Origin of the sequence: Actinoplanes sp. NBRC 103695, assembly GCF_030269485.1 — a bacterium.
Classification (GTDB): Bacteria; Actinomycetota; Actinomycetes; order Mycobacteriales; family Micromonosporaceae; genus Actinoplanes.
Genome location: NZ_BSTL01000031.1, coordinates 93,642 through 113,575, shown reverse-complemented (window position 1 = coordinate 113,575; position 19,934 = coordinate 93,642). Strand labels below are relative to the sequence as shown.

18 protein-coding genes are annotated in these 19,934 nt (G+C 70.3%); 9 read left to right on the top strand and 9 right to left on the bottom strand.

Annotated elements, in window-relative coordinates; genetic code table 11:
* The first annotated feature begins 144 nt into the window (after positions 1-144).
* From QSK31_RS39715 to QSK31_RS39675, 9 genes are all read left to right on the top strand, one after another.
* The gene (locus QSK31_RS39715; protein ID WP_285689916.1) at positions 145-1,041 is read left to right on the top strand and encodes a phosphotransferase; all 897 of its coding nucleotides are present in this window, start codon (positions 145-147) and stop codon (positions 1,039-1,041) included.
* An 83-nt stretch (positions 1,042-1,124) separates the two neighbouring features.
* The gene (locus tag QSK31_RS39710) at positions 1,125-1,946 is read left to right on the top strand and encodes an SAM-dependent methyltransferase (protein ID WP_502873082.1); all 822 of its coding nucleotides are present in this window, start codon (positions 1,125-1,127) and stop codon (positions 1,944-1,946) included.
* A 138-nt stretch (positions 1,947-2,084) separates the two neighbouring features.
* Positions 2,085-3,200: an alanine dehydrogenase gene (ald, locus tag QSK31_RS39705; protein WP_285689914.1), complete on the top strand. Its 1,116-nt coding sequence runs from the start codon at positions 2,085-2,087 to the stop codon at positions 3,198-3,200.
* Entirely contained in the window at positions 3,184-4,113 is a 930-nt protein-coding gene (locus QSK31_RS39700) for a site-specific tyrosine recombinase XerD (protein WP_285689913.1), read from the top strand. The genes ald and QSK31_RS39700 overlap by 17 nt, the downstream gene beginning before the upstream one ends.
* A gap of 106 nt (positions 4,114-4,219) precedes the next feature.
* Complete coding sequence (locus QSK31_RS39695; RefSeq protein WP_285689912.1) at positions 4,220-5,149, top strand: ParA family protein; 930 nt, start codon at positions 4,220-4,222, stop codon at positions 5,147-5,149.
* Between the two features lie 7 nt (positions 5,150-5,156).
* Complete coding sequence (locus tag QSK31_RS39690) at positions 5,157-5,831, top strand: hypothetical protein (RefSeq protein ID WP_285689911.1); 675 nt, start codon at positions 5,157-5,159, stop codon at positions 5,829-5,831.
* 30 nt (positions 5,832-5,861) lie between these two features.
* Positions 5,862-6,977 (top strand): segregation and condensation protein A, encoded by a 1,116-nt coding sequence (locus QSK31_RS39685; RefSeq protein WP_502873084.1) that lies wholly within the window; start codon positions 5,862-5,864, stop codon positions 6,975-6,977.
* 239 nt (positions 6,978-7,216) lie between these two features.
* On the top strand, positions 7,217-8,173 hold the full coding sequence (gene scpB / locus QSK31_RS39680; RefSeq protein ID WP_502873083.1) for an SMC-Scp complex subunit ScpB: 957 nt from the start codon (positions 7,217-7,219) through the stop codon (positions 8,171-8,173).
* Positions 8,142-8,900, top strand: coding sequence for a pseudouridine synthase (locus QSK31_RS39675; protein ID WP_502873081.1), 759 nt, complete (start codon positions 8,142-8,144; stop codon positions 8,898-8,900). Before scpB ends, QSK31_RS39675 begins: the two co-directional genes overlap by 32 nt.
* Before the next feature lie 82 nt (positions 8,901-8,982).
* On the opposite strand, the gene QSK31_RS39670 is transcribed toward QSK31_RS39675, so the two are convergent.
* The 9 genes from QSK31_RS39670 to QSK31_RS39630 form a co-directional block, all read right to left on the bottom strand.
* A complete protein-coding gene (locus tag QSK31_RS39670) occupies positions 8,983-9,648 on the bottom strand; it encodes a hypothetical protein (RefSeq protein ID WP_285689908.1) in 666 nt (221 codons plus the stop codon).
* A complete protein-coding gene (locus QSK31_RS39665) occupies positions 9,645-12,464 on the bottom strand; it encodes a phage tail protein (RefSeq protein ID WP_285689907.1) in 2,820 nt (939 codons plus the stop codon). Before QSK31_RS39665 ends, QSK31_RS39670 begins: the two co-directional genes overlap by 4 nt.
* The gene (locus QSK31_RS39660) at positions 12,418-13,401 is read right to left on the bottom strand and encodes a hypothetical protein (protein WP_285689906.1); all 984 of its coding nucleotides are present in this window, start codon (positions 13,399-13,401) and stop codon (positions 12,418-12,420) included. Before QSK31_RS39660 ends, QSK31_RS39665 begins: the two co-directional genes overlap by 47 nt.
* Positions 13,402-13,515: 114 nt before the next feature.
* The gene (locus QSK31_RS39655; RefSeq protein WP_285689905.1) at positions 13,516-14,985 is read right to left on the bottom strand and encodes an aldehyde dehydrogenase (NADP(+)); all 1,470 of its coding nucleotides are present in this window, start codon (positions 14,983-14,985) and stop codon (positions 13,516-13,518) included.
* Complete coding sequence (locus tag QSK31_RS39650; RefSeq protein WP_285689904.1) at positions 14,982-15,854, bottom strand: fumarylacetoacetate hydrolase family protein; 873 nt, start codon at positions 15,852-15,854, stop codon at positions 14,982-14,984. Before QSK31_RS39650 ends, QSK31_RS39655 begins: the two co-directional genes overlap by 4 nt.
* A 24-nt stretch (positions 15,855-15,878) precedes the next feature.
* Positions 15,879-16,859 carry a type 2 periplasmic-binding domain-containing protein gene (locus tag QSK31_RS39645; RefSeq protein WP_285689902.1) on the bottom strand — a complete coding sequence of 327 codons (981 nt, stop codon included), beginning with the start codon at positions 16,857-16,859 and terminating at the stop codon, positions 15,879-15,881.
* A 13-nt stretch (positions 16,860-16,872) separates the two neighbouring features.
* Positions 16,873-18,132 (bottom strand): nickel-dependent lactate racemase, encoded by a 1,260-nt coding sequence (gene larA, locus QSK31_RS39640; protein WP_285689901.1) that lies wholly within the window; start codon positions 18,130-18,132, stop codon positions 16,873-16,875.
* Complete coding sequence (locus QSK31_RS39635) at positions 18,125-19,075, bottom strand: aldo/keto reductase (protein WP_285689900.1); 951 nt, start codon at positions 19,073-19,075, stop codon at positions 18,125-18,127. The genes larA and QSK31_RS39635 overlap by 8 nt, the downstream gene beginning before the upstream one ends.
* Positions 19,076-19,172: 97 nt before the next feature.
* Positions 19,173-19,934, bottom strand: coding sequence for an SDR family NAD(P)-dependent oxidoreductase (locus QSK31_RS39630; RefSeq protein WP_285689899.1), 762 nt, complete (start codon positions 19,932-19,934; stop codon positions 19,173-19,175).

Below are 19,934 nucleotides of genomic sequence, written 5' to 3'. Positions count from 1 at the left end.
CACGTGCCATGGTCTTGTGGGCCATGGCTAACACAATGTCCCGCAGACTGGCCGGAGAATCCACCCAAACCTGGCGCGACTAAACAGGTACATCGCAGACGATATCCGGCACTCACGGATCAGATGCCCTCTTAGAGTGCTGCCGTGGACGAGGGGCGTTGGCGGGATCCGGAGTGGCTTCGGCGGGCGTACGCGTGGATCGACGCCCGGGTGGAACGGACCGGGGAGATCGAGCAGCCGCACGTGCGGGCCTGGGCGACCGTCATGCGGGTGCCCACGAGCGGCGGGGACGTGTGGTTCAAGGCCAATGACGCGTCGCTGCGGCATGAGGTGGCGGTTGCCGAGCGGATCGGTGTGCGCCGGCCCGATGTGGTGCCGCCGCTGATCGGGGCGGACGCGGCGCTCGGGTGGATGCTCATGGCGGACGCGGGGGAGACGCTGCGGAGCGTCAGCGCGCGGGAGCGCAGCCTCGACCGGTGGCTGGACGTGCTGCCGCGCTACGCCTCGGTGCAGCTCGATCTGGCCGGTGACGTGGACGACCTGCTGGCCGCGGGGGTGCCGGACATGCGGCTCGGGACGCTTCCCGCCGCCTACCTCGAGCTCCTCGACGAGGTGGGTGCGGAGCAGCGGTTCCGCGACGCGGTTCCGGTGGTGGAGGCCTTGTGCGACAGGCTTTCCGCGTACGGGATCCCGGAGCTGCTGCAGCACGACGATCTGCACGACGGTCAGGTGTTCGTGAAGGACGGCCGCCACCTGGTGCTCGACTGGGGCGACGCGTGCGTCTCGCACCCGTTCTTCTCGTTGGCGGTGACCGTCCAGGGCGGCCTGGCGTGGGGCCTGGACGATGTGGAGGACTCGGTCGACACCGCGCCCTTCCTGGACGCCTACCTGGAGCCGTTCGGCCCGCCCGCGGACCTGCTGCCGGCCGCCGAGCTCGCGATGCGCCTGGGCTGGGTGTGCCGGGCGATCAACGGGCGGGTGCCGGGCGACGACGCGTCCACGGTGACCCGGTTGCGCATGTTCCTCGATGGACATCCATAGTGCGGAAATCGACGTTGCATCGGGGTTGCGTGAGATTGCCGACATTCGATTGACGCGGAGATTGGCAATCGATCTTCCTGACTATGGTGGACGCTGTGACGGACGGCACTGAGGGCTCACAGCTCGGGATCGACACTTCGGTGGCACATCCTGCCCGGCGTTACAACTACTGGCTGGGCGGCAAGGACAACTTCGCCGCCGACCGGGAGTCGGGGGACGAGTTCGTCCGGCAGTTCCCGTCGATAAGGACAGGCGCCCGGGCCAACCGCGCCATGCTTCAGCGGGCCGTTCGCTTCCTGGCCGCTGAGCGTGGCCTGCGGCAGTTCCTCGACATCGGGACGGGGCTGCCCACCGCGGACAACACCCACGAGGTCGCCCAGCGGATCGACCCGGAGGCGCGGGTCGTCTACGTCGACAACGATCCGCTGGTCATGACCCACGCGCGGGCGCTGCTGACCAGTGCCAAGGGTGGCGCCACGGCCTATCTCGAGGCCGACCTGCGGGAGCCGGCCGCGATCCTCCGCGAGGCGAGGGCGACGCTCGACTTCACCCAGCCGGTGGCCGTGATGCTGGTCGCGGTGCTGCACTTCATCCCGGGGGACGGTGCCGCGCTGCCGCTCGTACGCGAGCTGGTCGATGCTCTTCCGCCTGGCAGTTATCTGACGGTCACGCACGCGACGACCGACTTCGCTCCACCGGAGAAGCGGGAGGCGCACGCGCAGATGCGGGCCGCGGGACGCTCCGACGTGTGGCCGCGGGGGCGGGACGAGTTCGCGGAGCTCTTCGACGGGCTGACCCTGGAGGAACCGGGCATCGTGCCGGTCAGCGAGTGGCGGCCGGACGAGGGCGCGGAGATCCCGCCGCGCCGGGACGTCGCCGTCTGGGGAGCGGTCGCCCGGAAATGATCGGGAGCCGGGCGGGGAGTGGTCGCGAGAAAGTGATCTTCGCGCCGTTCGGCCGAAACCTCGGACCGGTGCTGGGAAGCTACTCTCGGGGCGTCGGCGGGCAACGGCGCCCGGCGTGGCGGAGAGGACGGTAAGGCCGTGAAGGTCGGCATTCCCAGCGAGGTCAAGAACAACGAGTTCCGGGTGGCCATCACCCCGGCCGGTGTGTTCGAGTTCGCCCGAGCGGGGCACGAGGTCTTCGTGCAGGCGGGCGCCGGTGGCGGATCCTCGATCTCCGACGCGGACTACGTGGCGGCGGGCGCCACCATCCTGGCCACGGCCGACGACGTGTGGGGCACGGCCGACCTGATCCTCAAGGTCAAGGAGCCGATCGCGGAGGAGTACCCGCGCATGCGCCCGGGTCAGGTCCTCTTCACCTACCTGCACCTGGCCGCCTCCAAGGAGTGCACCGACGCGCTGATCGACCGCCGGGTGACCGGCATCGCGTACGAGACGGTCGAGCTGCCGGACCGGTCGCTGCCGTTGCTCGCGCCGATGTCCGAGGTCGCCGGCCGGCTCGCGCCGCAGGTGGGCGCCTACCACCTGATGCGTTCGGGCGGCGGGCGCGGCGTGCTGATGGGCGGTGTGCCGGGCGTCTACGCGGCCAAGACCGTGGTCATCGGCGCCGGCGTCTCCGGCATGAACGCCGCCGCGATCGCGCTCGGCATGCAGGCCGAGGTGCTGGTCCTGGACAAGAACATCGCCCGGCTGCGGGCCGCCGACGCCGACTACCGCGGGCACCTGCAGACGATCGCGTCGAACGCGTACGAGATCGAGAAGGCGGTGCTCGACGCCGACCTGGTCATCGGCGCCGTGCTGGTGCCGGGCGCCAAGGCGCCGAACCTGGTGCCCAACGAGCTCGTCTCGCGCATGAAACCGGGCAGCGTGCTGGTCGACATCTCGATCGACCAGGGCGGCTGCTTCGAGGACTCGCGGCCGACCACCCACGCCGACCCGGTCTACCAGGTGCACAACTCGATGTTCTACTGCGTGGCCAACATGCCCGGCGCGGTGCCGCACACCAGCACCTACGCGCTGACCAACGTCACCCTGCCGTACGCGCTGGAGCTGGCCAACCGGGGCTGGCGCGACGCGATCCGGCGTGACCCGGCGCTGGCCCTCGGCCTGAACACGCACGACGGCCACGTCACGTACGGACCGGTCGCCGACGCGCACGGCATGGCCACGCTGAGCCTGAATGACGCCCTTAACTAGGACCGTCAGGACCTACCTCGATCACCTGAGCGTCGAGCGCGGGCTGTCCCGGAACACGCTCACGTCGTACCAGAGGGATCTTGATCGGTATGTCGCCTTCTTGAGGAAGGACGGCCTGGGGAAGGACGATCTCGCGGCGGTCACCCCGAGGGATCTGACCGCGCACCTGGCCGCGCTGCGCGCCGGCGACGACGATCATCCGCCGCTCTCGGCTAGTTCGGCGGCGCGGGCCATGTCGGCCGTACGCGGGCTGCATCGGTTCGCCGCCCGCGAGGGGCTGGTCGCGGTCGACGTGAGCCGCGAGGTGCGCCCGCCCGCGCCGCCGAAACGCCTGCCCAAGGCGCTCTCCCTGGACCAGGTGGAACGTCTGCTCGCGGCGCCGGCGGGCGACGGCGGGCTGGTGCTGCGCGACCGGGCGCTGCTGGAGTTCCTCTACGGGACGGGCGCGCGGATCTCCGAGGCGGTCGGGCTGGACGTCGACGACCTGGACGAGGACACGGTCACCCTGCACGGCAAGGGGGGAAAGACCCGGTTCGTCCCGCTGGGCAGCTACGCGCGGGCCGCGCTCGACGCCTATCTGGTACGCGCCCGCCCGCTCCTGATCACCGGTGGGAAGGGGACGCCGAAGGTCTTCCTCAACGCCCGTGGCGGCCCGCTGTCCCGGCAGAGCGCCTGGGCCATCCTGCACCGGGCCGCGGCCACCGCCGGGCTGCCCATCGAGGGTCCGCTGGCCGTTTCCCCGCACACCCTGCGTCACTCGTACGCCACCCATCTGCTCGACGGCGGCGCCGACGTCCGGGTCGTGCAGGAGTTGCTGGGGCACGCCTCGGTCACCACGACGCAGGTCTACACGCTGGTCACCGTCGACCGTCTGCGGGAGGTGTACGCCACCTCTCATCCGCGCGCTCGTTGAGGTTGCGTAGACATAGGCGCGACACGCCGACGACTGACCCTGGGAGCGCGGGGCGTGTGGCGTACAGTCGGGCATCGGCGTGGGCAATGGGCCGGGAGGGGGCGACATGTCAGGCGGCAACGATCAGGCGGAGGCGTGGACGTCGGCGCTCCGTGAGCAGCAGAGCTCGATCAATCTCGGCGCCGACCTGGGTCCGGCCGACCCCACGGCCTACACCATGCGCCGGCCGATCCCCGAGCCGATGCCGACCGACCGGCACGGACCGGCCCGGATCATCGCGCTGGCCAACCAGAAAGGTGGCGTCGGTAAGACGACGACCACCATCAACCTGGGCGCCGCGCTCGCCGAGTACGGCCGCAAGGTCCTCCTGGTGGACTTCGACCCGCAGGGTGCCTGCTCGGTCGGCCTCGGGGTGAACCCGCACAATCTCGACCTCAGCATCTACAACCTGCTGATGCAGGACGACGTCACCGCCGAGGACGTCATCATCAAGACCGATGTGGCCGGCCTGCACCTGCTGCCCGCCAACATCGACCTCTCCGCGGCCGAGATCCAGCTGGTCAACGAGGTCGCGCGCGAGATGGCGCTGGCCCGGGTGCTGAAGACGGTCCGCAAGGAGTACGACTTCATCCTGATCGACTGCCAGCCCTCGCTGGGCCTGCTGGCGATCAACGCGCTGACCGTCGCGCACGGCGTGCTCATCCCGCTGGAATGTGAATTCTTCTCACTTCGCGGTGTGGCGCTGCTGCTGGACACCATCGACAAGGTCCGCGAGCGGCTCAACTTCGACCTCGAGCTCGAGGGCATCCTGGCGACCATGTACGACAGCCGCACCACCCACTGCCGCCAGGTGCTGCAGCGCGTCGTGGAGGCGTTCGGCGACAAGGTGTACCAGACCGTGATCACCAAGACGGTCAAGTTCCCCGAGAGCACCGTCGCCGGTTCGCCGATCACCTCGCTCGACCCGGCGTCCTCCGGCGCGCGCAACTACCGCCAGCTCGCCCGCGAGCTCATCGCCGCCAACGCCGACCGCTGAGGCCCGGTTGCTCTTCGCGCTCGGCCAGCCGGCCGCTTTCGTCGGCCTGCTCATCGGCTACCTGCTCGCGTTGTTCCTGCGTGCCGTCGCCATCCGGCTCACCGCGCGCTCGCTGGGCCTGGTGCCGCGGCACGAGCCGATCGGGTTCCGCCCGCGGGAGGACATCGACCCGTTCGGCGCCGTCGCCGCGGCGGTCGGCGGTGTCGGCTGGGGCAAGGTCATCGACGTGGACGAGGTTCCGCGCACCGGGGGCCGGGGGCGTGCGGCGCTGGTCTTCGCGGCCGGCCCGATCGTCACCGTGGTCGCCTCACAGATCTTCTTCCTCGCGTACGCGCTGCTCTTCCCCCAGTCCTTCGGCCTGAGTGGCCTGCGCCTGTCAGGAGTTCTACGCGGCCAGTTCGAGAGCGACTGGGGGGTCCAGGTCGTCCTCGGCATCGCCTGCGGCCTGCTCGCCTTCGGGCTGCTCGCGCTGCTGCCCATGCCGCCGCTGGACGGCTTCGGCCTGCTCTGGTTCGCGCAGCGCCGCCCCGGCGTCGGCATGCAGGGCTACCGGCTCTGGTTCCAGGAGAAGAACATCGGCGTGGTGGTTCTGATCGTCTGTTGTTTCTTCCCGCTGGATAACCCGTTGCTGCTGTTACCAGTTGATCTCCTCGGGATGGTGTTTCTCGCGTTGTGGGGGTAGGGCTTGAGCCTCGATCAGGTCGTCGGACCCGTGGTCTACGGTCAGCACGTGCCCTCTGATCCCGTCGCCGACGCCGTCACCACAGACGGCGCCGACGCCGTCACCCCGGACGCCGACGCCGCCGTCTCCGTTGACGCCGGTGCGCCGGATGCCGCACCCGAGGTCGATTCCGGCAAGTTCACCGTGCGGCTGGACAACTTCACCGGGCCGTTCGACCTTCTGCTGCAGCTCATCGGCAAACACAAGCTGGACGTCACCGAGGTGGCGTTGCACCAGGTCACGGACGACTTCATCGCCTACATCCGGGCCATGGGCGACGACTGGGACCTGGACGAGGCGAGCGAGTTCCTGCTGGTCGCGGCCACCCTGCTGGACCTGAAGGCGGCCCGCCTGCTGCCCGCGGCCGAGGTGGAGGACGAGGAGGACCTGGCGCTGCTGGAGGCGCGGGACCTGCTGTTCGCCCGGTTGCTGCAGTACAAGGCGTTCAAGGAGGCCGCGTCCCACCTGTCCGAGCTGGAGACGATGGGCGCGAGGCGGTGGCCGCGCGCGGTGGCGATGGAGCTCCGGTACGCCGAGGCGCTGCCCGAACTGGTCCTGGGCATCGGGGCGGACCGGCTGTTCAAGCTCGCGCTCAAGCAGTTCCTGCCGAAACCCGGGCCGCCCGAGGTGTCCATCGCGCACATCCACCAGGTGCGGGTCAGCGTCCGGGAACACGCCACGCTGCTGCGCGACCGGTTGCGCCGGGCCGGCACCGCCACGTTCACCCTGCTGGTCGCCGACTGCGAGAACACCCTGGAGGTGGTGGCCCGCTTCCTGGCGTTGCTGGAGCTGTACCGCGAGGGCCTGATCGAGTTCGAGCAGCCGGTCTCGCTGGACGAGCTCACGGTCCGCTGGGTCGGTGGCGACGCCGAGGTCGAGCTTGACATCGACGACTACGAGGGCACGCCGCAGCCGCCCGAGCCGGAGCAGCCGCCGGAGGCCGAGAGCGTGACCGACGAGGACATCGCGGCCCTGGGCATGCCGCTGGCCGACGACGAGGACATCGCAGCCCCGGATGTGCGGCGGGCCGGCGAGGAGGACGTCGCGGCCCTGGCTGTGCGGGCCGGCGATGAGGACGAGGACGACCCCGACGAGGAGACACCGTGACCGACGAGCGCCCCGACTCCCTGGCCGCGCAGGCGGCGTCCTGGGTGCCGCCGTGGGAGCGGTCGCCGCGCGAGCCCGACCGCGACTACCAGGCCGAGGCCGAGGCTGCCGACGCTTCCGATATTTCGGATTTGTCCGAAGAGGAAGAAGCGGAAGTCGGTGGGGTGGCTCGGCTGGAGGCGGAGACCGACGAGGCGGGGACCGTCGACGATCCGGCCGGGGTCACCGGTCTGGTCGAGGTGGAGGACGAGCCCGAGGTGATCACCGGGCCGGACCTCGCGGAGCCGGTCGCGATCGCCGAGGCCAACGAGGCCGCGGACGACGACGCCGAGGGTGCGCCGGTCGATGCACCGCTGCCGCCCGACGGGGACGACGCCGGGGACGTCTTCGATCAGGCGGCCGACGACGACGTGAGCGACGACGCCGAGGTCGACATCCCGTTCAGCGAGGAGCCGCCGCTGGACGATGCGCCTGTCGAAGATGCGTCTGTCGACGAGGTGGCCGCCGGTGAAGCGCCGGTTGTTGATGTGCCGGTGGTGGCCGCGGCGATTCCGGCTCAGGCCGTACCCAGGAAAAGGCGTAAGCGGGAAACCCCGGCTGAAGTCGCGCCTCCGGAGGACGAAGAGCCCGCGGCGGAAGTCGTGCCGATGGAGGACCCGGAGCTGCGGGCGGCGCTCGAAGCGATCCTGCTGGTCGTCGACGAGCCGGCGGCCGAGTTGCAGCTCGCGCAGATCGTCGAGCAGCCGGTGGAGCGGGTCGGCGCCATGCTGGAAGACATCTCCGCGCGGTACACCGCCGCCGGGCAGGGCTTCGACCTGCGGCGGGCCGCCGGTGGGTGGCGGCTGTACACGCGGCCGGAGTACGCCGCGTACGTGGAAAGGTTTGTTCTCGACGGGCAGTCCGTCCGGCTCACCCAGGCCGCGCTCGAGACGCTGGCCGTGGTCGCCTACCGACAGCCGGTGACCAGGTCGCGCATCTCAGCCATCCGGGGTGTGAACTGTGACGGGGTGATGCGTACCCTTGCTACGCGCGGCCTGATCGAGGAATGCGGCACCGAGCCCGAAACGGGGGCTCACCTGTACCGGACGACGACGCTCTTCCTCGAGAAGCTGGGCCTCAACTCGGTCGACCAGCTGCCCCCGCTGGCGCCGTTCCTGCCCGACGATGTGGAAGAAGTGCTCGATGCCTCAGGCTGAACCGGCCACTGCTGAGCGCCTGCAAAAGGTGCTCGCCCTAGCCGGCGTCGGATCCCGCCGCGCTTGCGAAGACCTGATCTTCCGGCGCCGCGTCACGGTCAACGGCCGGGTGGCCAAGCTCGGCGACAAGGTCGACCCGGCCACCGCCGAGATCCACGTCGACGGCCAGCGGGTGGTCACCAACACCAAGCTGGTCTACATCGCGATGAACAAGCCCCGCGGCGTGGTCGCCTCCATGGACGACGAGAAGGGCCGCAACGAACTGGCCGACTTCCTCGACACGTTCGAGCAGCGCATCTACCACGTGGGCCGGCTCGACGCGGACAGCGAGGGCCTGCTGCTGCTCACCAACGACGGCACGCTGGCGCACAAGCTGATGCACCCGTCGTTCGAGGTGGCCAAGACCTACCTGGCCGAGGTGCAGGGCCCGCTGCCCCGCTCGGTCGGCCGGGCGCTGCAGACCGGGGTCATGCTGGACGACGGCCCGGCCAAGGTCGACTCGTTCAAGCTGGTCGACACGCTCGGCAAGGTCGCCCAGATCGAGGTCGTCCTGCACGAGGGCCGCAAACACATCGTCCGCCGGATGATGGACGAGGTCGGTCACCCGGTGCTGCGCCTGATCCGTACCGCGGTCGGTCCGATCCGGCTCGGCGACATGCGCCCCGGCGGCTTCCGCCACCTCAACGCGGGCGAGGTCGCCGCCCTCTTCAAGAGCGTCGGCGACTAGCCTCGAGCGCTGCGAGGACCCCGGTCGGGTGCGGGACGCCGCGCACCTTCTTCGCCTCCGCGAGAGCCGTGTCGGTCGCGCCTCAGAATCGGACGAACGAGCGTTTCCTGGTCGGGCCGATGTTCCCAGCGGGGGTGCGGCCGACCAGGTTCCACCGTTCCAGGCGGTCGAGGTGCGCGTCGATCGTCGACGGCGCCGGGTCGTCCAGATCGGTGAGCATCTCCGCGGGGGCACCGAGCGACAGCAGATGTTCCCGGCGCGCCGCCAGCGCGGCGGGCAGCGCGGACCGGGTGATCGCCTCGGTGCTGGTCTCGGTCAGGATCGCCCGATCAAGTTCATCGAGCCGGGGTACGGAGTAGACGGTCAGCCCGCGCCCCGCGGCGGCGGTGTCCCGGAGCACCTCATAGAGCTGGTTCAGATGCTTCAAACCGAGGTGCTGATCGTTGCGTACGCGGATCGGGACGATCTCGCCCAGCACCTCGATCTCGGCGCGGTCGTAAGCGCCTTCGGCCTCGGCCGTCGAGATCGTCGCCCGGGCCGCCCGCACCGCCTCGCGCACCGTCCCGGCGATCTCCGGAACCGACCCCGCCGGGACGGTCAGATCAAGGCCGGCCGCATCGTCGACGGCGCCCGCCGCCAGCGGATGACCGGCGAGCCGCATCGCCTCGTCGAAGACCGTCTCACCCAGGCCGAGGCCGTGCCGGAACTCGCCGGCGTCGTCCATGACCAGCAGCTGCACCCGGCTCACGCGGGCCTCATCAGGCACGAGACGATCTTTTCATCCTTCGGCGGGTTGTCGAAGTCCAGGTTGTCGATCTCGTGCACCTTCACCTCGATGGGGACGTTGCCGTACATCTCCTTGACCCGGCCGTACGTCCAGGTCCTGGTCACCGCGAGTTCCGGTGACATGCCGGCCTTCCGGGCGGCGAGGTATCTGACCAGGTTCGTCGACATCGCGGGCCGGTTGGTCGCCTTCGACTTGTAGAAGTCGAAGGTGTACCAGTCACCGGACACCGCCTCGTACTGGGTCTTGTAATGGTCCGACGCGATCTTGAACATCTCGGAGCCCACGCCCAGGACACCGGCGTGTTCGATCCTCGGATCGACCAGGAAGTCCAGGGTGAGCGCGGCGGCCGGCGTGTCCCCGGGGTCGATCGACTTCGGCTCCACCCAGGCGAGACCGACCGGACGGGAACCACCGGGCTTGCAAAGGCCGATCCTGATCGACTGGTTGTCGCGGAAGACGCCCTCATAGTCGATGTTGAGCTGCATCGGGCCGCGGATATCCTTCTTCTCCTTGGAGATGAGCCGGAAGCCGCCCTTCTGCCCGAACTTGGTCAGCTTCTGCAGGATGCCGATGCGGTTCGCGGGTTTGATCTGCTTGTCACGCATCATCTGCAGGATCGTGCCGATGATCTTCTCGTTCTGGACGACCGCGCGGACGCCGTCGAGGACCTTCTGCCGCTCCTCGGCCGTGGCCTGACCGTTGTCGAGGAGCTTGACCTCCTCGGTCTCCGCGCCCTCGTCCTTGGGCAGGTCGTGCGAGCCGGTGGCCATGGTCTGGACGTGCACCCGCTCGCTCGTCGGCGTCTGCGACTCGACGACGACCCGGAGCGGGACGCTGTGCCTCTTGGCGAGCGCGCTGATCCTGGCGTCCGCGACGTCGGATTTCGGCCGGGTGGCCAGCACGGCCTCGGCCTCCTTGATCGCCGTGCCGTCCTTGCCGCCAGTGCCTTCCTTGCCGGCGGTTCCGTCCTTGCCGGTGGTGCCGGGCTTGGAATCCTTGCTCTTGTCTTTCTCCCTGGTCGCGCCTTTCAGCTTGGCCCAGATTTTCTTGCCGAGTCCGACGATCTTTCCGACGACCCAGTCGACGGCTTTCATGACGGGTTTGGACAAAGCTTGGAAGAAGGATTTGACTTTGGTGGCGATGCCGCCGATGCCGAGGATGGCGGCGAGGGCGCCGATCAGGACGGGGATGGATTTGGCGAGGGCGGCTTCGATGAGTCCGGGTACGCCGCCGGCGCCGCCGCCGGCGATGGCGATGACGGCGTCGAGGACGGCGTTGACGAATTCGATGATCTGGGCGCCGCGTTCGATGATGAACGTGACGATGTCGATGATCATCTTGCAGGCTTTGATGAACGCCGAGGCGGGGTTGAGCAGGCTGATGATCCAGGTGATGCCGGCGATCAGGACGGTCGGGACGAGGTATTCGCTGATTTTGCCGAGCAGGTTTTCTTTCAGGTCGCCGACCTGGTCTTTGATCTCCTCATACGCCCCGGCCACGCCTTGGGACTGCAGTTTCGCGACGACGGGGACGCCGGCTTCGACTGCGCCCATGGCTTGTTCGGGGACACCCTTGGCGATGATCCGGCCGCGGATGGCGGCCCAGGTGAGCCCGAGCATCGAGGCGATCATGGAGAGGATGCCGCGGAGGTCGAACTTGTCTGGTAGCTGGATACCCGCGCCGGACATGGTGCCGAGCAGCCACCCGATCAGGCCCTTCTTCAGGTGGGCGCCGATGTTGGACATGAACGCTTTCAGGCCGGCGCCGACGGCGGAGACGAGGTTGCCGAGGAAGCCGATCGGGTCTTTGAGGATGGCCATGACGGCGGCGGCGGCTTTGGCGAGGACGCCGAGGAGGAGGTCTTTGAGTTTGAGGATGGTGTCGATGACGCCCTTGACGGCGTCGACGGCCTTGGCGATCAGGCCTTTGTTCTTCTCCTTCTCCGCATCGATCTCCGCGTCCACCGACTTGAGGGCTTCGTTGTATTTCGACGCGAGGGTGTTGACGAGTTCTTTGCCCTTGGCGTCGACGTTCTCGGTGAGCTCGTCGAACTTGCCCGCGAACTCCCCGGCGGCTTCTTTGCCGACGGCTTGCAGGTCGGCGGGCAGCTTCTGCACTTCGGCTTGGAGCTGCTGACGGCCGGTGGCGATGCGCTGTTTGGCCCGGTTGAGTTCCCCGCCGATGACGTCGGCGACGGTGGAGATGACGGACTGCATTGTCGTGACGTAGCCCTGCCGGGCGGTCACAAAAATCTGGTTGGCTTCCTCGGGCAGGCCGGCGAACTTGTCTTTGATCCACCGGCCTTTACCGATCAGCCCTGAGTACCGTTTGTCTTTGTACTCGTCCATCCGCCGTTTGTGCTCGGCGGTGAACGCATCCCGCGCCGTCTTCTCCCCCGTGGTGAAGGAGTCGTCGACTTTGGTGTCGAGGCCGGTGAGGATGGCTTCGACGTCTTTCTGGGTGGCGTCGAAGACGGTCTGCAGCTTCGCGGTGACCTGGGCGCGTTTCGATTCGTCCTTGCCCTGGGCGCCTTGCTGGCCTTTACCGACCGCGGTGGTGGCGGCGAGTTTGTCGCCGCGCATCCCCGCCACGGCCTGTGTCCCGGTTGCTGACGCGTCCGCTTTCGCCCCGGCCAAGGTTTGCGCCTCAGCCGTGCGGACCTCGCCGGGTGCGGTCGCGGCGTGTTCCTCGCCGGCCTTCTTCTCTTTCAGGGCGCCGGTGAACTCCGGCTCATTCGACTTGGCCAGCTGTTCCTCGGTGACTTGGGCGTCGGTCATCTGCTGGTCGACCTGCGCCGGGCCGGCCGAGAAATCCGTCGCGGCCGCGGGGGCCTTGTCGGGTATCGCGTTGGCGGGGTTGGGGGTGCCGGGGTTGCCGGGTGCGGGTTCCTGGGTGAGGGGGGGTGACCGGTTTTTCTTTGGCGGCGGCGGTGTCGGGGGCGGCTTTGGTGGTGGTCTCGATCTGTTTGGCGGATTGTTCTTTGCCTTGGCCGACCTTGCCCTGGACCTGGCCTTTGACGGCGTCGGCTTTGCCGGAGTCGCCGAAGTTGTCGGCCTCGTCGAGGTTCTTGGGTGCCTGGTCGGCGATGGCTTTGTTGACCGCGGCGATGAACGCGGCCTTGTCGAACGCGCCTGGTTGGGCGGCGTTCATCTTCTCCGCGTTCGCCGCCTTACCCTGCGCCTGCTTGTCATCGGCGGGTGGTTTCGCGGCGGCTTGGGCGGCGTTGGCCTTCGACGCGGGTGGGGGATGCGCGGCGAGAGTCTTCTGCTTACCGGCTACGTCGGACTTGAGGGTGTTGAACTTGGGCGTCGAGGCCGCGGGAGGGCGCGAGAAGCGCTGGACCGGCGTCGCCGGCGCGGCGTCCCCAGTGGAGGAAAGAACGTTCGTTCTCGCCGTGTCCGTCCCGTGAACGAGATCGGCGGACTGCTCGCCGGCGGGGGCTGCCGTCGCCGTGTCGGTGGCCGGGCCGGCGGGCGTTGGGGGAGCGGTGGCCGGGCCGGCGGCTGTTGCGGGTGCGCGGCGCTGGGCGATCATGCCGGAGAGGGCTCGGTTGCCTGCGGCGGACTGGAGGCGCTGGGCCGTGCCCACGCTGAAGGGCCGCGCGGCCGGTGCGCGGCGGGCCTCGCCCGGTGAGTCGGTTGCCTGTTCGTCGGTGCGGTGTGGTGCGGGCGACGAACGGCGTTCCGGGTCGTGGTCCTCGGTTGTTGCTTTCATCCGCACCCCCGTAGCTCGGACGAACACAGCAGGCCGATCCTCGTCGACACATCGCCGACGGGACATTGACGAGCGGGTCCGAGCGGGGGCAGCAGATCTTGCGCGAAGGGGCAATCACTCGCGGCGGGGGATCTTCCACGGGTTGGCGGCCTGCAACGCGGGCGGGAGCAGGTCGTCGGGCATCGACTGGAAGGTCACCGGGCGCAGCCAGCGGCGGATCGCGGTCGCGCCGACCGACGTGTGCGCCGAGTTCGTGGTGGACGGCCACGGGCCGCCGTGGCTCATCGCCCAGGAGACGGCCACGCCGGTGGGCCAGCCGTTCCAGACGACACGGCCGGCCCGGTCGGACAGGACCGACAGCAGGCGTGCCACCGGGAACGGGTCGCCGGGTTCGCCGTGCACCGTCGCGGTCAGGGAACCCTCGATCGTGGACAGGGCGGCGAACAGGTCGTTCTCGTCCTGGTACTCGACGATGAGCGCGGCGGGGCCGAAGTGCTCCTCGGTCAGCGAGGGGTCGAAGGCGTCGGTGGACGTGATGAAGAGCCGGGGGGACGCCCAGGAACCCTCGGCGGGAGCGTCCGGGCCGGAGGCCACCTCCGCGACGCCGGGGTGGGACGACAGGTCGGTGAGGCCGGAGGCCAGCTGGTCGGCGATGCGGGCGTTCAGCATCGGCGCCGGGGCCACGGCGGCCACCGCCGGTCCGAAGGAGAGCCCGTGCCCGGCGGGCAGGAAGAGCAGGCCGGGCTTGGTGCAGAACTGGCCGGCGCCCAGCGTGAAGGAGCCGACGAAGCCGGACACGATCTCGTCCGGGCGGGCGGCCACCGCGGCGGGCGTCACCACGGCGGGATTGATGCTGCCCAGCTCGCCGAAGAACGGGATCGGGTCGGAACGTGACGAAGCCACGTCGAAGAGGAACCGGCCGCCCGTCGTGGACCCGGTGAAGCCGGCCGCCTTGACCCGGGGGTCCTTCAGCGCGGTCACGCCCTCGTCGTCGCCGAAGACGATGCCGAACACCCCGGCGGGCAGCCCGGCGTCGGCCACCGCCGCCGACGCCAGCGCGGCCACCGCGGCGGACAGGCCCGGATGCGAGCCGTGCGCCTTGACCAGCACCGGAGCGCCTGTCGCCAGGGCCGACGCGGTGTCGCCGCCGAGCACGCTGAACGCGAACGGGAAGTTGCTGGCCGCGTACACCAGGACCGGGCCGACCGGCTCCAGCCAGCGGGCCAGCACCGGGCGCGGCGGTGTGGCGGACGGGTCGGCGTCCTCGAGGATCGCCTCCAGGTAGGCGCCCTCGGTCACCACCGAGGCGAACAGGCGCAACTGGGCGCTGGTGCGGGCCAGCTCGCCGGTCAGCCGGGCCTCGGGCAGCCCGGACTCGGCCACCGCCAACGGCACCAGCGACGAGGCGGCCGCGTCCAGCCGATCCGCGAGGAGGGTCAGCAGCTCGGCGCGTACCCCGGGAGTGGTGGCCTTGAAGACGCCGAAGGCGCCGGCGGCGGCGGCCAGCAGGGGCTCGGGGGGAGTGACCGGCACGGGGGCGCCGACGGGGGAGCCGGTGCGCGGATCGATGCCCTGGATGCTCACTGCGGACCTCCGGAGGTAGGGATCAACGACGACGCGTCCACGACCGGGTTGGTGAGGGTGCCGACCTCACCCACGGTGATCGCCACCGTGTCGCCGGCGGTCAACGTGAAGTCGAGCTCCGGGACGATCCCGGTGCCGGTGCTGAGGATCGCGCCCTCCGGCAGGTCGTACTGACGGAACAGGTATTCGACCAGGTCGTCGAGGCGCCGGTGCAGCATCTTCGTGGACGCCTCCGCCGACCAGACCGCCTCGCCGCCGCGGGTGACGACGGCCGCGATACTCAGGTCGTACGCGTCGGAGACCTCCCACGCCGGGCGGATGCCCGGACCGAGCGCGCACGCACCCGCGTAGACCTTGGCCTGCGGGAGGTAGAGCGGGTTCTCGCCCTCGATCGACCGGGAGGACACGTCGTCGCACACCGTGTAGCCGACGATCGTGCCGTCCGCGGCCACCACCACGGCCAGTTCGGGCTCGGGCACGTCGACCGCCGAGTCGGTGCGGATGCCGATCGGGTCGCCGTCGCCGGCCACCCGCCAGGCCACGCTCTTGAAGAACAGCTCGGGCCGGTCGGCGCCGTAGACCCGGGCGTACACGTCGGCGACCTCGCTCTCCTCCTGCCGCGCCTCGCTGGAGCGCTCGTAGGTGACGCCGGCCGCCCAGACCTCGGTGCGACCGTCCACCGGCGGGAGCAGGCGCACCTCGCCGGTCTCCACGGGACCGCCGGCGGCCTGCTCGACGGACGACCGGAAGTCGCCGGCGAGAAGGGAGGCCAGGGACGTGGCGTCCGAGCGATGGATGGCGCCGTCGTCGGTGCGTACCCCGACGAAGGTCTGACCGCGGACCTGGTACCTGACGACCAGCAATGTCATCTCCTGGTGAGAGTGGCGAACGGGTCAAAGTCGATCATGGGTCTCCGTCAGCAGACGGGCAAGCTCGGCGGCCGCCTTCTCCGCGTCCAGGCCGGCGATGACCGCCTCGCGAACGATCTCCGACCCCTGCTGCTGGACCGCGATCCAGCCCCGGCCCCGCGGCCGGATCAGCGCCTCCCGCAGGGAGCGGGTGGTGGACCTTCCTTTCCAGTACGCGGCGACGGCCGGTTGCCCGCCATTCTCGGGCACGAGCCCGGTCTGCACATCCGGAGCGAGAAAAGCACGGACCCAGGTGCGTAAGGCGTCGGAGTTCCGGGTCGCCGCCGAGACGGCCAGGCCGCCGCCGCCGAGCACACCGCGCACGTCGGGGGCGTTGGCCCAGGCCAGGTGGGAGTAGCCGACGTACTGGTAGGCGAGCGGGCAGTAGGCGATCGCCCCGGCGTCCAGCGCGTCGTGGATCGCGATCGGGCCGCCCAGCGACACCGCCCGGTCGACGTGCGGCCACAGGTCGCGGAGCAGCCGCAACGCGTCGGCGTCACGCCGCATCGACAGCCACATGAGCATCGCGTGCGGCCCGCCCAGGCAGAGCGCGCTCGGCACCGTCCGCACCGCGCCCGCCACGTCCGCCCAGCGTTCCGGCACCCGGTCCACCCGGTCCGGCCGGTAGACGGACACCTGGGTGGACGCGTCGATCGGCAGCGCCCACTGCCGGCCGCCCATCGTGTAGCTCTCCCAGGTCCGCCCCACCGTCGCGGTCCGCCACCGGGCCAGCTCGGAGGGCGCGAACAGCTCGTTCAGCGCCAGCAGCGCGCCGTCCGCGATCGCCGCGCCCAGCCCGGGGTGGTCGATCACCATCAGGTCGTAGCCTGCCGCGAGCTCACGCAGCGGCCGGGCCTCGAAGTCCTCCACCGGCCGCACGTCCCAGGAGACCCCGCCACCGAAGGCACGCAGCGGCGCGTACCCCCGTGGGTGGTCCCAGGTGATCCCCCGCAGATCGTCGCTCACCTGGACCAGTCTCCTAGCAACGGATGTAGGGGATCGTCTGCGGTCCTTCCGGCAGCACACAGATGCGGGCGTCCGGGCCCTCGGCGGCCACGGCGGAGGCGATGTCCGGTACGGCGTAGAGATGCGCGGTGCGCAGGTCCGCGTCGGTGAGGCCGTCCGTGTGCACGCCGACGCGGGCGTGGCAGAGGATCCGCGCCAGGATCTGCACCTGCCACTGGTCGGGAACCGTCCGCTCGCGGGCCGAGATGTCGGCGAGCAGGGCCTGCGGGGTCGGCGCGGAGGCCAGGACCGCACGGAACGAGCCGTGGTCCGGGAAGCCGTCCTGGCACGCCGCGGCGCAGATGATCAGGCCGCCGGGCCTCACCACGGTCATCGCCGCGGACATGCCCTTCACCGCCTGGTAGAGGTTCTGGTCCAGCGGGAAGCCGGAGTTCGTGGTCACCACCACGTCGAACAGGCCGTCGACCGGGCGCATCGAGATCTCCCGCACCCGCTCCCGCACGGCCTCGTGCATCGGCCCGATGTCGCCGCCGTACGCGGCCACGATGCGCTGCTCGCTGTTGAGCACCACGTCGAACGCGTAGTCGACGCCGGTGCCCGCCGCAATCGCGCGTACGTCGTCGTGAACGGGGTTGCCCTCGCACACGCCCCAGATCGCCTTGGCGTCGCCGATCCGCCGCGCGTCATGCAGGGTGAGCACGGTCTCCAGGGCGGCCAGCCCGGGCGCCACCAGCTTGGGGCCGCCGCTGAAGCCGGCGAAGAAGTGCGGCTCCACGAACCCGGTGGTGATCTTGACGTCGGCGTCCAGCCAGTGTTTGTTGAGCCGGACCGGGACACCGGCGCCGAACTCGCCGACCCATCGGGTCTGGGACGGGTCGCGGGCGTCGTGGTTGATCACGCGCATCGTGCCGGCCAGGTCGCCGAGCATCTCGCGCAGCTCCGGCTCGGTGTTGCCGCGATGCGTGCCGGTCGCCACCAGCAGGGTGACCGCGTCCCGGTCGACGATCCCGGCCAGCTCGTCCAGCAGCGCGGTCACCATCTCGCGCCGGGGCTGCGGGCGGGTCAGGTCGCACATCGACACCGCCACCGACTGGCCCGGTCTTATACGTTCGCGCAGCGGGGGACCGGCCACCGGCTTGCGCAGCGCGCCGGCCAGCACGGCCATCGGGTCGGCGGCGGCCGGGTGGTCGGCCGGGCTGATCACGGTGGTGCGCTCGGTGGGCAGGTCGACGGTCAGACCGGTTCTTCCGTACGCGAGCCTGATCTCACCCATCGAGGGCCGCCCAGGTCTGGTCGCCGATCGGCGCCGCCAGCCGCGCCAGCGTGGATCTCACCTGTTCCGCCGTGCGCATGCCGCACACCACCGCCTTGACCTGCGGGCTGCGCAACGGGAACTGCAGCGCGGCGGCCGGCAGCGTCACGCCGTCGCTCTCGCAGAGGTCGGCCAGCTCGTCGGCCCGGGCCATCAGCTCGGGCGGCGCCGGCGCGTAGTTGAACAGGGCGCCCTGCGGCGGCCGGTCCTTGGCGAGCAGACCCGAGTTGAACGGCGCCGCATCCACGATGGACACGTTCCTCTCCGCGGCCGCTTCGAGCAAGGGCGCGCCCGACCGGTCCAGCAGCGTCCAGCGGCCGGCCAGCATGATCACGTCGATGTCCGTCTCGCGGACCATCCGCAGCGGCGCCTCCCACTGGTTCATGCCGGCGCCGATCGCCCCGATCACGCCCTGCTCGCGCAGCTCGACCAGCGCCGGGATGGCCTCGGCGATCACCTGGTCGACGAAGTCGTCCGGGTCGTGCACGAAGAGGATGTCGATCCGGTCCAGGCCCAGCCGGGCCAGGCTGTCGTCCAGGCTGCGGCGGACGCCGTCGCGGCTGAAGTCCCACTGCCGCACCACGTCGTCCGGGACCTCGAAGCCGCCCGTGCCCAGATCGGTGCCGCCGCCCGCGTGGGGGTTCGGCACCAGCAGCCGGCCGACCTTGGTGGACACCGCGTACTCGTCTCGCGGCCGTTTGGCGAGCGCCTCGCCCAGCCGCCGCTCGGACAGCCCGAGCCCGTAGTGCGGCGCGGTGTCGAAGTACCGCACGCCGCCGTCCCAGGCCGCGTCGACCGCGTCGTGCGCCACCTGGTCGCCGGTCTCGCGATGCAGGTTGCCGACCGACGCGCCGCCGAAGCCGAGCTCCGAGACGGAGATGCCTCTGATGGTCCGGGACTTCATCGGGATCGCTCCTTTGCTCTGCTTACCTATAGGAAGCGCCGCACTTTGCTCTGCTTACACAGCCGCACTTTGCTCTGCTTACACATAGGAAGCGCGGTCAGGACCGGGGGCGGAGGCGCAGGCCGGCCATGCCGCCGTCGACCGCGATCTCCGTGCCCGTGGTCGAGCCGGCCCGGGGCGACGCCAGGTAGACCGCGGCGTGTGCCACCTCGTCGGCCGCGACCAGGCGGCCGTGCGGCTGGCGGGCCTCGAGCGCCGCGCGTTCGGCGGCCGGGTCGTCGGCCGAGTCGAGCAGCCGGCCCACCCACGGCGTGTCCGCGGTGCCGGGGTTGACGGCGTTCACCCGGATGCCGTCGGGCATCCCGTCGGCGGCCATCGCCCGGGTCAGGGCCGACACCGCGCCCTTGCTGGCCGAGTAGATCGCCCGCTGGGGGAGACCGGCGGTGGACGCGATCGACGACGTGTTCACGATGGCGGCGTGTGACGACTCGCGCAGGTGCGGCCAGGCGGCCCGGGACACGCGTGCGGTGCCGACCACGTTGACGTCCAGCACGCTGCGCCACTCGTCGTCGGTGGCCGACTCGACGCTGCCCTGCGCCCCGATGCCCGCGTTGTTGACCAGGATGTCCAGCCCGCCGAGCTCGCCGGCCGCGGCGCTGACGGCAGCGCGTACGCCGGCATCGTCGGTGACATCGGCCGAGACGAAGCCGATCGCCTCCGGCAGCGACGAGGGCCGGTCCTCGGACCGGTCGAGCACGACGACGCGGGCGCCCTCCGCGGCGAACGCGGTGGCGATCGCCAGGCCGATGCCCGAGGCGCCGCCGGTCACCAGTGCCCGCAGACCGTTCAGCTCGGCCAT

Excerpts from the sequence above, each read along its gene's own strand:
- QSK31_RS39695 (WP_285689912.1), top strand. The coding sequence starts at position 4,220 with ATGTCAGGCGGCAACGATCAGGCGGAGGCGTGGACGTCGGCGCTCCGT.
- larA (WP_285689901.1), bottom strand. The coding sequence starts at position 18,132 with ATGGGTGAGATCAGGCTCGCGTACGGAAGAACCGGTCTGACCGTCGAC.
- QSK31_RS39700 (WP_285689913.1), top strand. The coding sequence starts at position 3,184 with ATGACGCCCTTAACTAGGACCGTCAGGACCTACCTCGATCACCTGAGC.
- QSK31_RS39710 (WP_502873082.1), top strand. The coding sequence starts at position 1,125 with ATGGTGGACGCTGTGACGGACGGCACTGAGGGCTCACAGCTCGGGATC.
- QSK31_RS39630 (WP_285689899.1), bottom strand. The coding sequence starts at position 19,934 with ATGGCCGAGCTGAACGGTCTGCGGGCACTGGTGACCGGCGGCGCCTCG.
- QSK31_RS39635 (WP_285689900.1), bottom strand. The coding sequence starts at position 19,075 with ATGAAGTCCCGGACCATCAGAGGCATCTCCGTCTCGGAGCTCGGCTTC.
- QSK31_RS39675 (WP_502873081.1), top strand. The coding sequence starts at position 8,142 with ATGTGGAAGAAGTGCTCGATGCCTCAGGCTGAACCGGCCACTGCTGAG.
- QSK31_RS39660 (WP_285689906.1), bottom strand. The coding sequence starts at position 13,401 with ATGAAAGCAACAACCGAGGACCACGACCCGGAACGCCGTTCGTCGCCC.
- QSK31_RS39665 (WP_285689907.1), bottom strand. The coding sequence starts at position 12,464 with ATGACCGACGCCCAAGTCACCGAGGAACAGCTGGCCAAGTCGAATGAG.
- QSK31_RS39650 (WP_285689904.1), bottom strand. The coding sequence starts at position 15,854 with ATGACATTGCTGGTCGTCAGGTACCAGGTCCGCGGTCAGACCTTCGTC.